Origin of the sequence: Pseudomonas sp. FP1740 (genome assembly GCF_030687165.1) — a bacterium.
GTDB lineage: Bacteria > Pseudomonadota > Gammaproteobacteria > Pseudomonadales > Pseudomonadaceae > Aquipseudomonas.
This window is the reverse complement of sequence record NZ_CP117461.1, coordinates 4,732,145-4,745,464: the sequence shown is the minus strand read 5'-3', so window position 1 is coordinate 4,745,464 and position 13,320 is coordinate 4,732,145. Positions and strand designations below refer to the sequence as shown.

15 protein-coding genes are annotated in these 13,320 nt (G+C 61.5%); 6 read left to right on the top strand and 9 right to left on the bottom strand.

Annotation, left to right across the window (positions count from 1 at the left end; translation table 11 throughout):
* The first annotated feature begins 74 nt into the window (after nt 1-74).
* Nucleotides 75-1,487, top strand: coding sequence for an aspartate aminotransferase family protein (locus PSH69_RS21150; protein WP_138867062.1), 1,413 nt, complete (start codon nt 75-77; stop codon nt 1,485-1,487).
* 81 nt (nt 1,488-1,568) lie between these two features.
* Nucleotides 1,569-1,796: an MbtH family protein gene (locus tag PSH69_RS21145; RefSeq protein WP_007934245.1), complete on the top strand. Its 228-nt coding sequence runs from the start codon at nt 1,569-1,571 to the stop codon at nt 1,794-1,796.
* Nucleotides 1,797-1,900: 104 nt separating this feature from the next.
* Here PSH69_RS21145 and PSH69_RS21140 read toward each other — a convergent pair whose 3' ends face one another.
* The 9 genes from PSH69_RS21140 to PSH69_RS21100 form a co-directional block, all read right to left on the bottom strand.
* Nucleotides 1,901-2,815 carry a metal ABC transporter solute-binding protein, Zn/Mn family gene (locus tag PSH69_RS21140; protein ID WP_305409717.1) on the bottom strand — a complete coding sequence of 305 codons (915 nt, stop codon included), beginning with the start codon at nt 2,813-2,815 and terminating at the stop codon, nt 1,901-1,903.
* On the bottom strand, nt 2,816-3,715 hold the full coding sequence (locus PSH69_RS21135; RefSeq protein WP_007906536.1) for a metal ABC transporter permease: 900 nt from the start codon (nt 3,713-3,715) through the stop codon (nt 2,816-2,818).
* The gene (locus PSH69_RS21130; protein ID WP_019650594.1) at nt 3,715-4,458 is read right to left on the bottom strand and encodes a metal ABC transporter ATP-binding protein; all 744 of its coding nucleotides are present in this window, start codon (nt 4,456-4,458) and stop codon (nt 3,715-3,717) included. The genes PSH69_RS21135 and PSH69_RS21130 overlap by 1 nt, the downstream gene beginning before the upstream one ends.
* Nucleotides 4,455-5,381 (bottom strand): metal ABC transporter substrate-binding protein, encoded by a 927-nt coding sequence (locus PSH69_RS21125; protein WP_019582483.1) that lies wholly within the window; start codon nt 5,379-5,381, stop codon nt 4,455-4,457. The genes PSH69_RS21130 and PSH69_RS21125 overlap by 4 nt, the downstream gene beginning before the upstream one ends.
* Before the next feature lie 35 nt (nt 5,382-5,416).
* A complete protein-coding gene (locus PSH69_RS21120) occupies nt 5,417-5,989 on the bottom strand; it encodes a DUF6162 family protein (RefSeq protein WP_305409716.1) in 573 nt (190 codons plus the stop codon).
* Between the two features lie 2 nt (nt 5,990-5,991).
* On the bottom strand, nt 5,992-6,312 hold the full coding sequence (locus PSH69_RS21115) for a hypothetical protein (protein ID WP_138867065.1): 321 nt from the start codon (nt 6,310-6,312) through the stop codon (nt 5,992-5,994).
* Complete coding sequence (locus PSH69_RS21110) at nt 6,309-6,851, bottom strand: hypothetical protein (protein ID WP_018929964.1); 543 nt, start codon at nt 6,849-6,851, stop codon at nt 6,309-6,311. Before PSH69_RS21110 ends, PSH69_RS21115 begins: the two co-directional genes overlap by 4 nt.
* Entirely contained in the window at nt 6,848-8,059 is a 1,212-nt protein-coding gene (locus PSH69_RS21105; protein WP_305409715.1) for a PepSY domain-containing protein, read from the bottom strand. Before PSH69_RS21105 ends, PSH69_RS21110 begins: the two co-directional genes overlap by 4 nt.
* A gap of 261 nt (nt 8,060-8,320) precedes the next feature.
* On the bottom strand, nt 8,321-8,779 hold the full coding sequence (locus tag PSH69_RS21100) for a VOC family protein (RefSeq protein WP_019582478.1): 459 nt from the start codon (nt 8,777-8,779) through the stop codon (nt 8,321-8,323).
* A gap of 310 nt (nt 8,780-9,089) precedes the next feature.
* Here PSH69_RS21100 and PSH69_RS21095 point away from each other — a divergent pair, with 310 nt between their 5' ends.
* The 4 genes from PSH69_RS21095 (at nt 9,090) to PSH69_RS21080 (ending at nt 13,310) form a co-directional block, all read left to right on the top strand.
* Nucleotides 9,090-9,359, top strand: a complete 270-nt coding sequence (locus PSH69_RS21095; RefSeq protein ID WP_192379612.1) for a hypothetical protein — start codon at nt 9,090-9,092, stop codon at nt 9,357-9,359.
* A 102-nt stretch (nt 9,360-9,461) separates the two neighbouring features.
* A complete protein-coding gene (locus tag PSH69_RS21090) occupies nt 9,462-10,073 on the top strand; it encodes a LysE family translocator (protein WP_019582476.1) in 612 nt (203 codons plus the stop codon).
* Between the two features lie 205 nt (nt 10,074-10,278).
* Nucleotides 10,279-11,445 (top strand): cysteine desulfurase family protein, encoded by a 1,167-nt coding sequence (locus tag PSH69_RS21085; protein WP_305409714.1) that lies wholly within the window; start codon nt 10,279-10,281, stop codon nt 11,443-11,445.
* 56 nt (nt 11,446-11,501) lie between these two features.
* Nucleotides 11,502-13,310, top strand: a complete 1,809-nt coding sequence (locus PSH69_RS21080) for an aminopeptidase P family protein (protein WP_305409713.1) — start codon at nt 11,502-11,504, stop codon at nt 13,308-13,310.
* Nucleotides 13,311-13,320: the final 10 nt, after the last annotated feature.

Here is a 13,320-nt window from a genome sequence, read left to right as displayed (position 1 = left end):
GCAAGTGCGCCCCGTGAACGGAATGCGCACCTGCCCGGTGTGCAGTTTTGGTCACTATCAACAGGGGTCGAGAGATGTCAGTCGCTACCAGCCTTATCGAAGATCAGCCGGCCCGGATTGCCCCGACGCCTGCCGAGACGCTTTATCAGTTCAACGAGTCGCCGCTGCTGGCCCGTCAGAGCCAACAGGAATCGAACGCCCGCAGCTACCCGCGACGCATACCCCTGGCACTCAAGCGTGCCAAGGGCATTTATGTCGAAGACGTCGAAGGCCGCTGTTTCATCGATTGCCTGGCCGGTGCCGGAACCCTGGCCCTGGGGCACAACCATCCGGTGGTGATCGAAGCGATCCAGCAAGTGCTGAGCGATGAACTGCCGCTGCACACCCTCGACCTGACCACGCCGGTCAAGGACCGGTTTGTCCAGGACCTGTTCGGCCTGCTGCCGCCGGCATTGGCCGCTGAAGTGAAGATTCAGTTCTGTGGCCCCACTGGCACCGATGCGGTGGAAGCCGCGCTGAAGCTGGTGCGTACCGCCACCGGGCGCAGCACCGTCTTGTCGTTCCAGGGCGGTTACCACGGCATGAGTCAGGGCGCGCTGAGCCTGATGGGCAGTCTGGGACCGAAAAAGCCGTTGGGTGCCTTGCTCGGCAATGGCGTGCAGTTCATGCCGTATCCCTACGATTACCGTTGCCCGTTCGGGCTCGGTGGCGCGCAGGGAGTGCAGGTGAACCTGAGTTACCTGGAGAACCTGCTGAACGATCCAGAGGCTGGCGTGCAACTGCCGGCTGCGGTGATCGTCGAAGTGGTGCAGGGCGAGGGCGGGGTGATTCCGGCCGATCTCGACTGGCTGCGCGGTTTGCGGCGCATCACCGAGCAGGCCGGCGTGGCGCTGATCGTCGATGAAATCCAGAGCGGCTTTGCCCGCACCGGCAAGATGTTCGCCTTCGAGCACGCCGGAATCATTCCGGATGTGGTGGTGATGTCCAAGGCCATCGGCGGCAGCCTGCCGCTGGCGGTGGTGGTCTATCGCGACTGGCTCGATACTTGGCTGCCGGGCGCCCATGCCGGAACCTTCCGCGGTAATCAGATGGCCATGGCCGCAGGCTCTGCGGTGATGCGCTACCTGACCGAACACAAGGTTTGCGAGCACGCCGCCACCATGGGCGAGCGCTTGAGCGAACACCTGCACATCCTGCAGCGGGACTTCCCGCAGCTGGGCGACATTCGCGGACGTGGCTTGATGCTGGGCGTTGAACTGGTCGACCCGGCTGGTGCGCCGGACGCTCAAGGCCATCCACCGGTATTCGGTCGTCTGGCGGCGTTGGTGCAGCGCGAATGCCTCAAACGCGGGTTAATCCTCGAGCTGGGCGGGCGTCACGGCGGTGTCGTGCGTTTTCTGCCGCCGTTGGTGATCACCGCCGCCGAAATCGATCGGGTGGCCGACATTTTCGGCAGGGCCATGGCCGCAGCCGTCGCCAGCCTCTAAATTTTTCTGCGCCTTTAACGTTCCTTCTACATAACGGCTGCGCACGGTGTGCAGCCCACCCTATAGCGATGGAGAGACAGCATGACGTCAGTATTCGACCGCGAGGACATCCTCTTTCAGGTCGTGGTCAACCACGAAGAGCAATACTCGATCTGGCCCGACTACAAAGCCGTGCCACAAGGCTGGCGCACCGTGGGCAAGAGCGGCCTGAAAAAGGAATGCCTGGCCTACATCGAAGAGGTCTGGACTGACATGCGTCCACTGAGCCTGCGCCAGAAAATGGAAGAGCAGGCGGCCGTGGCTCACTGAGTCGCCGCGCAAAAAGAAACCCGCTGAACCGGTGACGGTCAGCGGGTTTTTCACGTTTGAAATCTCTGTTGTCTGCGCGGCTGCCATCGCGGGTTTAACTGACGTTATGCCCCGCTCAACCCCTTGATCACTTGATCCACATTCCCTTCCAGCTCGGCCACCGGATCCGCCGCATCGACACTCAACACCACCAACCGACTGCCTGCCTGCGAGATCGCCGCTTTCACCGCCTCCGACGGCTGTCGATGATGCAACACCACCGCCACGTCATGGTCCTTGAGCGTCGCGCTCAACTGCTTGAGCGCTTCAGGCGTCCACTCGGCATCCGGCCGTGCATCGAGGCCGATCAGCTCCAGGTTGAGGCCGCCGATCAGGTAGCCGAAATGATCGCTCAGGCTCATCACGCTCAGGTTATCGGCACTGGCCAGCCGCGCTTCGCTGTCGGCACTGAGCTTGAGCAGGCGCTGCTTGAGCGCTGCGAGATTGGCCTCGATGGTCGGTTTGGCCGCCGGCGCCAGGCGCACCAGGTCCGCCGCCATCACGTCTGCCATGCGCCCCATGTTGTTGCTGGAAAGCCACGGCTGGCTATTCAACCCGTCGACCTTGCTGCCGGGCTGCACGGCGATGCCGGGAAGGGCGCCGTCCACCGGGCGGGCGGCGTCGACTTCGACGATACGAATATTGCTGCGCCGGGATATCGGGTACAGCGGATCATCCGCCCACAGGGAACGCAGACCAATCACGGCATCGGCGTCGGTCGCCAGCTTGGCCAGCGCCGGAGCGCCACGACCGGTGAAATAGGCGGTCTGTCGGCTGCCGGGGAGATTGACCGGCGCGGCCCGTTCCAGTTTGACTTCGGTGCCTTTGAGCAACACTTCGCCCAGACCATAGGTGATCGGCAAGGACGCCAGCACGTGCAGCGGTTTGGCGCTGTCCGCCGCAGCGCAAGTATTGGCCAGACCGCACAGGGGCAATGTGAAGGTCAATGCCAGGGTCAGTTGACGCAGAGAAAAACACATTTATCCGAGGTTCCCTTTCAGGCTGGGGACGATGCCGCGAGCGATCGCGGCCAGGGCGAAGGCGATACCGGCCACCAGAATGATCGCGGCACCGGACGGGATGGGCAGGTCAAAGACAATCGGCGCGAGAATTCCGCACAAGGTGCTCACCGTGGCAATCAGCACCGAACACCAGAAAAAACCCTTCAACGACTGGCTGAGCAACCGCGCGGCCGCCGCTGGAATCACCAGCAGGGCGCCGACCAGAATCGCGCCGATGACTTTCACCGCTGCCACCGTGATCAGCGTCACCAGGATCACGAACAGGTAGTCCAGGGTTTTCACCGCCACGCCACGTACCGCCGCCAGTTGCGGGTTGAAACTGGCGAGCATGATGCGGTTGTACAGCGGTAGGGCCAGTGCCATGACCAGCGAGCCGACGATGGCCAACACCAGCAGGTCGTTGCCGTTGACCGTCAGTACCGAGCCGAACAGCACGTTTTCCAGAATGTGCACATTGATCTTGCCCGCCAGGATCAACAGCAGGCTTGCGCCCAGTGCCAACGACACCGACAGAAACACGCCGATCAACGTATCCGGCGCCAGACCCGTGCGGTTGCGCAGGTAGTTCAGCAAAATCCCGAACAGCAGACAGTAACCGAACAGGCTGCCATAAGGCCCGGTGTAAGGTTCACCGAGCAGAATGCCGATGGCCACGCCAGTCAACGCCGCGTGACCCACCGCTTCGGAAAAAAACGCGAAGCGCTTGACCACCACCAGCGTGCCCAAACCGCCCAGCACCGGGCCGATCAGTAATCCAGCGAGCAGGGCGTTGACCACAAATCCATAGGCCAGCGCTTCCGGCAGGTAACCCGACGAGGCCCAACCCTGGACCATCAAACGAAAGGCTTCGTAGCTCATCAGGCAGCGCTCCGGGGATGGGTCGAGAACAAGGTCAGCAGTCGCTCCGGGGTCAGCGCCTGTTTCGGCGTGGCATCGAACAACACCCGACGATTGAGCCCGGTGACCCGGTCCGCCAGACGCCCGACCGCTTCCAGATCATGCTCGATCCACAGCACGGTGATGCCGCTCTGGCGCCAATCGCCCAGCAGCCGTTCGAACACTTGGATACCGGCCTCATCGAGCGCCGACATCGGTTCATCGAGCACCAGCAACTGTGGCGCCGGAATCAGCCCTTGGGCCAACAAAACCCGCTGGCGTTCGCCGCCGGACAGCGCGCCCATGCGCCGTTTGCGTTTGTCCTGCATGCCGACCCGTTCCAGCGCCTCGCCAATGGCCGTTGCGTAATGCTTGCTCAAGCCGAGAAACGCCGGGCGTCGCTGACACATGGCCGCCATGAAGTCGTCGACGGTCATTGGCAAACCGCGATCAAACTCCAGCGCTTGCGGCACGTAGCCGATCGTCCCGGGTTCGCCGGGCCATTGCAGGCTCAAACGGCCCTGATGCGGCATCTGCCCGAGCAGGGTCTTGATCAGCGAACTCTTGCCGCCACCGTTGGGGCCGACCAGGGCATGCACGCTGCCGGGCCGGACCTGAAAAGTTACGTTGTCGAGGATGGTCGTGCGCCCCAGCGTCAGGCTGACTTCGGCGAAGTCGAGGGTCGGGCCGGCGCTTTGTACGGTCAGGGTTTCTTGAGCGGTCATGCGCCGGACTCCTGAATCGCCCGAACCACGGTATTGAGGTTGCCGGTCATTTCCTTTTCGTACTTGTCGGCGGTGTATTCGCCATAGGAAATGTGCGACAGCGGATACAGCTTCACCCCGGACTCACGCTGGATGGTCTCGACGTAGGTGGAGGGGAAATCCATCTCCGAGAAGATCACTTTCACGTCCAGCTCCCGCAGTTGATCGATGGTTTTTTTCAGCTGGCTGGGGCTGGGTTCGATGCCGTGGGCCGGCTCGACCACGGCGGTGACTTCCAGGCCGAACTCGCGCAGCAGATAGTCGTAGGCGGCATGGACCGTGGCCACGCGCAGCTCGGCGTTCGGCGCCTGGGTCAGTTTGGCCAGGGCATCGGCGCGCATCTGCCGCAGGCGCTTACCGTAGGCGCGGGCATTCTGGGTGTAGGTTTTAGCGTTGGCCGGGTCGAGCTTGCCCAACTCGCGGGCAATGTTGTTGACCTGGGCAATCGAAGCGCTGATCGACAAGAACGTGTGCGGGTTGACCACTTTACCGGCACCGCGAGCGGCGACACCGGTGGCGGCCAGCAGCGGCACATTTTCGTTGGCTTCGATCACTTTGATATTCGGGGTTTCGCTGGCGGCGATCATGCGGTCGGCGAAGTCGTCATGGCCCACACCGTTGAGCACGATCACGTCGAGCCCGCTGATGCGTTTGATGTCCTCGGCGCGGGGCTCATAGGCGTGCGGGTTGAAACCGGCCGGGATCAACGGCACCACTTCGGCCTTGTCGCCGACGATATTGGCCACGTAGCTGTAATAAGGGTGCAGGGTGATGCCGATGCGCAGGCGCTTGGCTTCGTCGGCACTGGCCAGAGGCGTCAGCAAACAGGCAAGCAGGCCGACCAGCAGCAGGCGCAAAAAACGACGTTGAGATGAACTAGGCATGGGAAAGCGGTCTTCTCTCGGGTGTGGGCGAGGGTTCAGTGCCGATGCTGGCGGGTGACCCCGGCATCGAATTGCGCGACGATCTGCTGCCAGCCGGCGCTTTCGAGTGCGGCGTCAGTCAGATCAGCCGGGGGCGCGAGGGCTTTGGAGCGGTTGAGCCAGACGTCTGGCGCATCGTCGTCAGCGGTCAAACGCATCAGGAAAGAGCCGGCCACGGTGGGTGCCTGGCTCTGGCCGAAATACGCCTTGGCGTCCAGCAATTGCCAGGCATGATCACCGCGGCTGACAGCGCTGGCGTCCTGGGCAAACGGCGCGAAACCCTCCTCGGCGAGGGTGGCGGGTGTGGGCAGTGCTTGTTGTTCCTCGCGCAACAGGTGGATTTCATCCAGCGTGACCCGTAGGTCTGCGTAAATACCTTGCTCGGATGCGCTCAGGTCGCGGCGGGCATCCAGTTGATGGCTGCCGACGCTGCTCATTTCCCGGGACTCGCCGCGCCAGGCGACTACCGAACCGGCCACCGCCAGAATCATCAGGCACAACAGCAACACATAGAGGGTTTCATGGCCGGCTCCGGCCGGGCGCACCATTTGGGTGGTTGGCGTGGTCATGCTCAGGGCGCCTCGATGTCGGCTTGGTCGATCTCGACCACGTGGCCGGGACCGGCGTCGAACAGCACGTAGAATTCAGCGCCGGGCTTCTTGAACGTCAGGGTCGAGTCGGCGCCGAGCTTGCCTGGCACCAGAATGGTTTCGTCGTAGCCGATCACATCCAGGGTCACGCCCGGCGCGCCGCTGCCGTCGGAGAAACCACCGGTGCAACGGATCTGTTCGGCGTCGATGGCCTTGCACTCGCACATCGGGTTGTGGGCCAGGGCGCTGGTGCTGAAGACGGTGCAGAGCACCAGTAAAACGGGGCGAAAAACGCTGGTCATGGTTTGCCTCCTTGTCTGTTCAGCCATGCGACGGTGGCCGGGGACGCCTGGCTCAGGGGGATGGAGGCTTGATGCATGGCGCCGTCCCAGCCTTCCATGGTGATCCACAGCTCAGCATCGTTTTTGGTCTTTTCGGGTACCGGTAGCGCGGCGCCCATGTGGTATGGCGTGCCGAAGAAAATCACCCCGGCTGCGCGCAGGCTGCGCGGTTTGCCAATGCGCAGGTAAGTCGCCTTGACCTGATCGCGACAACTGTCGCAGAGCGCAGCATTGAAGGACTTCAAGTAGCCGGCCGGGCCATCGGATACCGGGGCTGCGTTGCGCAATTCAGCCAGTCGCAGGCTCCAGGGGCCGACCTGAATTTCACCGACTTCACGCTCACCCAGGCCGGTGTCTCCGCGAAACAGCGCTGCGTCGGCGAAGTATTTGGGCATGAACCCCAGCGGCACCAGCAACAGCAGCACGTTGATGTGGAAGCGCCATGTGTGCCAGAAGCGGCTTAGCGGCGAGCGCGGTTTTTCTGCTGCGACCTGGCTCATCGGCTGCCCTCCGTGGCTTCGCGGCTCATGGCCGGTGCGGGCTGGCCGGTCAGCGCAGCCCGTGGACGCTTGTTGCTGCGCTTGAGGGCATTGGCCGTGGCCAGGGCGGTGCGTTTGGTCCAGATCAACAGGCCACTGAGGACCATCATGCTCAGGATCAGGCCGAAGAAGAACCAGATCAGCTTGATCCAGATACCGCCGAAATCGCCGGTGTGCAGCGGACGCATGGATTCGGTCACCAGCTCCAGACCCGAACGATCCGACAGCAGGCGCGTGGTGGAAATGTCACCGGTGTAAGGGTTGACCTCGGCGCTCTGGTAGATCAACGGGTACCAACTGCGCCCGCTCACCAAAAGATGGCTATAGGCATTCGCGGGCAGGCTGACAGAGCTGTCTTCCAGACCGGGAATGCGTTCCTTGGCCTCGCGGATCGCGCTTTCCAGGCTGATCATCGGCGCCGGTGCGCCATCGACGGTGAGCGGCACGCTCTCACGCGGGACGACGGGGGCGACCGGCGCGGTGGAAATCGAAATATGGTTATCGAACAGGATCGCTTCAATCATGAACCAGGTGCTGGTGACGGAAATCACCGCAATGAACCAGATCGACCAGATGCCGCTGAGCCGGTGAAAGTCGCCCCAGAAAATCCGCGCGCCATGACGAATGCGCAGGGTCGGTCGCAAGAAGCCTTTCCAGAACCGTTTGTAGACCACGAGCCCCGTCACCAGTGAAGCCAGCATCGGCAAGCCGAGGAACGACACCAGATACCAGCCCCAGCTGTAGCCGTTGGTGAATGGCACCAGCCACCAGCCATGCAGCGCGCGAGTGAAGGCCTGGAAGTTGAAGGGTGGAGCGGTGCCCTGAATCGCCCCGCTGTAGGGGTTCACATAGACCGTCACCGAGCGTCCGTCCGGGTAACTGACCTTTACGTCCAGGGCGAAATGCGACTCGTCGGGACGGTTGATACTTTCGACCAGCGTTTGGGGCTCGGCCTTTTTGATGGCGGCGATGATCTGGTCATAGCTGAGCAGCGGCGCGTCGTCCGAAGGCGGGCTGGCGCGCATTTGCGGGTTGGCCAGCCAGACGATTTCCTGACTGACCACCGCCAATGTGCCGGTCACACAGACGATCAATACAAAGAACCAGATGGGCAGGGCCAGCCAGCTATGGACCAGAAACCAGAGTTTTGAGCGGGATTTCTTCGACATGATTAAAGGTCTTGTTTCGATGAGAGGACCTCTGCTGCGGGCTTCCCAGCGTTGAGGTCCATGAAAGGCCCGGTCGTGGCTTTTGCCTACGCGACCAGCTGCATCTAAATAAGACGTATGAGCATCGGAAATCCCGAAAGGGGATATGAAAGTAAATGTTTCGTGTTTCTGCGCTGTGTGGGAACAGCCAATATTGATGTTGAATGTGATGCCCCCATCGCGAGCCTGCTCGCGATGGGGGCTGATCACATACCGAAGCTATCAACCCTGCTTGAACATCTCCTTCGCCCGCTGTTCGATCTGTTCCTGCGTCAGATCCTCCTTGCGCGTGGCCAGAAACCACACATGCCCATAGGGATCCTTCAAGGTCCCCGTGCGGTCGCCATAAAACTGATCCTTGACCTCGGACACCACTGTGGCACCGGCATCGATGGCCTGTTTATAGGACTTGTCCACATCGTTCACATACAAATGCAGGCCCACGGACGGCGATTTGTCCGGGTTGCTCAAGGGCCCCTGGTCACAGGGTGTGCCCAGCATGATCGGGCTATCGCCGATACGCAGTTCGGCGTGCCCGATGCCGCCGTCGGGCATGGCCAGACGCATGACTTCGGTGGCGCCAAAGGCTTTCTTGTAGAAGTCGATGGCTTCGGCAGCTTTCTGAATGCCCAGATAAGGGGTGATGCTGTGGTAACCCTCTGGAATAGGTTTGACGCTCATGACGGTTCTCCCTTTATTGTTATGGAGTTAAGGTGTTCCTTCGCCGTTTTCCGGTCGGATAACTATAGGTCAACCCCTTCGCCACAACCGAGTGCCCGACGAGTAGCCGCAGTCACGACAACGCGCTGCACTGTAATTTGGTGCATCAGCGGTAAGAACCTGGATCGACGGGTTCTCCGTGGCGCGACGCTTGTTCACTGCCAGTTCACCAATTCCCGATACCCACTATCGAGAGCATTGATTTCTGCCCGTCGGGGCGCGCCGGTAGCCTGTGTTCATTGCCCCGAACCCAGCTATCCGGACTTTCGAAATGAAAACTCTACTCACCACTTTTCTGTTGCTCGCCGTTTCCGTCCTCGCCGGATGTGCCAGTCATGTTTCACCGGAACTACGCCCCTACACCGCTGAAGAAACCCGGGAACTGGCGCTGGAAGCCTTGAACCGTCGGGGCTTGTCCTTCGAGGAGTACCACGCGAAGAAAGCCGAATTGCTCGGTCAGCCGACCAAATCGATCAGTTTTGACAAGCAAGGCGAGATGAACGCCGAGCGCACAGTACAGCTGCACGGTCGCCAAAGCTGAGCGACAACTGTACTGCTCGAACTTTCACGCAACTGTCCATGGGTTTCCCTCAAGGCGTGCGATAGGGTCAACACCTGACTGACTCTGATGGACTGCCCCCCCATGCTCTCGCTCGACCTGCTGCTGGGCTTTGCCCTGTTCGCCCTTGTCACCTCGATCACCCCCGGCCCGAACAACACGATGTTGCTGGCCTCGGGCGTGAATTTCGGCTTTAGCCGCACCATCCCTCACATGCTGGGCATTACCTGCGGCTTCTTCGTGTTGGTGGTGGCCGTTGGTTTCGGCCTGGGCACAGTGTTTCAAACCTATCCACTGCTTTACACCGTGCTGCGTTATGTCGGCGCGGCGTATTTGCTGTACCTGGCCTGGAAGATTGCGCATTCCGGGCCGGTCGCCGAGGGTGAGCAGGGCGAGGGCAAGCCGATCAGTTATTTGGGCGCGGCGGCGTTTCAATGGGTCAACCCCAAGGCCTGGATCATGGCCATCGGTGCCATCAGCACCTACACGCCGATGCAGGGCTATTTCACCAATGTGATTGTGATTGCCGCGGTCTTCGCTCTGATCAACCTGCCGAGCGTCGGTGTGTGGGCTGGTTGTGGCACGCTGTTGCGCAATGTGCTGCGCGATCGCCGCTGGCTACGCCTGTTCAACTGGGGCATGGCCTTGTTGCTGGTGGCTTCCATGTATCCGTTGTTGCTTGAAAGTTTTAGCTGACGCATTGCTTCAACCGGTTGCCCGATGCCTGTTAAGCTCGACTTCAGGAGCGTTCCTACGCACTTTTAAATGAAGTTGTTCTTCTTTAACGGCCTCCGATCAGGTATTGCTATCGTTCTGCAAATTCGGCGCCGCTCATAAGGCGGCGCTTTGATATTTCCAGTGACGAGCTTCCTGATCCCGGAACACGCTCTGCGAGTCTTCTATGAATAAACGTCCGTTGTATTTCGACTACGCCGCCACCACGCCGGTGGATGAGCGGGTCATCAAGGTGATGGTTGAGTGTCTGGGCTTCACGGGTAACTTCGGCAATCCAGCGTCCAGCTCCCATGCCTTCGGTCAACAGGCCCGGCAATCGGTCGAGCACGCACGGCGCCAGGTCGCCGAACTGGTGGGCGCCCAGGCCGAGCAGATCGTCTGGACCTCCGGAGCCACCGAATCCAACAACCTGGCACTCAAGGGCGTTACCCAGGCCCGCGGTGTGTCCGGCGGACATATCATCACCAGCCAGATTGAACACAAGGCAATTCTCGACACCGCCAAACAATTGCAGGATGCCGGCGTTGCCGTGACGTATCTGGTGCCCGATGCCGAAGGCCTGATAACTCCGCAAGCAGTCAGCGAGGCGATGCGCGAAGACACCTTTCTGGTGTCGCTGATGCTGGTCAATAACGAACTGGGCACCGTCAACGACATCCCGGCCATCGGCCAGGTGGTGCGTGATCGCGATGCGTTGTTCCACGTTGACGCGGCTCAGGGCGCGGGCAAAGTAGCGATCGACCTGGCCCGGTGGCCGGTGGATCTGATGTCGTTCTCGGCGCATAAGGTCTACGGCCCCAAAGGCATCGGCGCGCTGTGCGTCGGGCCCCGTGCGCAACAGCGCCTGCAGGCGCAGATCCACGGTGGCGGCCATGAGGGCGGGTTGCGTTCCGGTACTCTGGCAACGCACCAGATCGCAGCCATGGGCGCCGCTTTCGCACTGGCGGCCGCATTGTTCGATGAAGAAAAAGCCACCATCGTGCGCCTGCGTGAACGCTTGCTCGATCAGCTGCTGAGCATTTCCGGTATTCGCGTCAATGGCAGTCCGACCCAACGCATTCCCCATACCCTGAGCCTGACCTTCAACGAAGGTGAGTTCAATTCCGCGGCGTTGAGCACCTCGATCGCGTTTTCCGCGACGTCGGCCTGCAACTCCGCCAGTAATGCACCATCTCATGTGCTGCTGGCGCTGGGGCATGACGCGCGCTCGGCCAGTCGCACCATTCGCCTGAGCCTGGGGCGTTTCACCACCGAGCAAGATATCGACCAGGCTGCGCACCTGATCAAAACGGCCGCCGCCAGTGCTCCGGCATTCTGGGCGACAGGTCCTTAAGCGCCGACTCTGATCGGCATCCAACAATAATGATGAAGTGGTTAGCAGGAGACACGATGAGTACGCAGCCTTCGATCAATGGATTGGTACCCCGGCGCCTGGCGCAAACCCGCGAGCTGATGAGCCGGGAGGGCATTCATGCTCTGTTGGTGCCGTCGGCCGACCCGCACCTGTCGGAATACCTGCCGGGCTATTGGCAGGGGCGGCAGTGGCTGTCGGGTTTCCATGGCTCGGTCGGCACGCTGATCGTCACGCCGGATTTCGCCGGCGTCTGGGCCGACAGCCGCTATTGGGAACAAGCGAGCAAGGAACTCAAGGGCAGCGGTATCGAGCTGGTCAAGCTGCAACCGGGTCAACCCGGCCCGCTTGATTGGCTGGCCGAGCAAACGCCTGAAGGCGGTGTCGTCGCAGTCGATGGCGCGGTGATGGCCGTGGCGTCGGCGCGTACCCTGAACAGCAAACTCCAAGAACGCGGCGCACGTCTGCGCACTGACATCGATTTGCTGAGCGAAGTCTGGAGTGATCGCCCGAGCTTGCCGAACGAGCCGATTTATCAACACTTACCGCCTCAGGCGACCGTCAGCCGTGGCGAAAAACTCGCCCAGCTGCGTGACGTGTTGAAAGAGCGCGGTGCCGACTGGCATTTCATTGCCACCCTCGACGACATCGCCTGGCTGTTCAACTTGCGCGGCGGCGATGTGTCGTTCAACCCGGTGTTTGTGTCTTTCGCGCTCATTAGTCAGCAACAGGCCACCTTGTTCGTCACCCTGAGCAAAGTCAGCGCCGAGCTGCGTGCCATCCTTGAACAGGACGGCGTGACCCTGCGCGATTACAGCGAAGTGGCCGCCGCCTTGCGCGCCATACCAAGCGGCGCGAGCCTGCAAGTCGATCCGGCGCGGGTTACGGCAGGTCTGCTGGATAACTTGAACAGTGATGTGAAACTGGTCGAAGGCCTGAACCCGACCACCCTGGCCAAGTCACAAAAAAGCCTGGCCGATGCCGAGCACATCCGTCGGGCCATGGAGCAGGATGGCGCGGCGCTGTGCGAATTCTTCGCCTGGCTGGAGGCAGCATGGGGGCGTGAGCGCATCACCGAACTGACCATCGACGAACACCTGACCGCGGCCCGCACCCGGCGCCCGGATTATGTGTCGCTGAGCTTCAACACCATTGCTGCGTTTAACGCCAACGGTGCGATGCCGCATTACCACGCCACCGAAGAAGAGCATGCGGTCATCGAGGGTGACGGCCTGTTGCTGATCGACTCCGGCGGCCAATACCTCGGCGGCACTACCGACATTACGCGGATGGTGCCGGTGGGGACGCCGACTGACGAGCAGAAGCGCGATTGCACCCGCGTACTCAAAGGCGTGATTGCACTCTCCCGCGCGCAGTTCCCGCGGGGCATTCTGTCGCCATTGCTGGACGCCATTGCCCGCGCACCGATCTGGGCCGAAAGTGTCGACTACGGTCATGGCACCGGTCACGGCGTCGGCTACTTCCTCAACGTTCACGAAGGCCCGCAAGTGATCGCCTATCAGGCGGCAGCCGCGCCGCAAACTGCAATGCAGCCAGGGATGATCACTTCCATCGAACCGGGCACCTACCGTCCGGGCCGCTGGGGTGTGCGGATCGAGAACCTGGTATTGAACCGCGAGGCGGGCAAGAGCGAGTTCGGTGAATTCCTGAGGTTCGAAACCCTGACCCTGTGCCCGATCGACACCCGCTGCCTGGAACCGTCGCTGCTGACCGAAGACGAAAAGCAGTGGTTCAACGGCTACCATGCCGAAGTGCGCGAGCGCCTGAGCCCGTTGCTCGATGGCGCGGCCCTTGAGTGGTTGAACACCCGGACCGCGGCTATTTGATCGGCTTGAG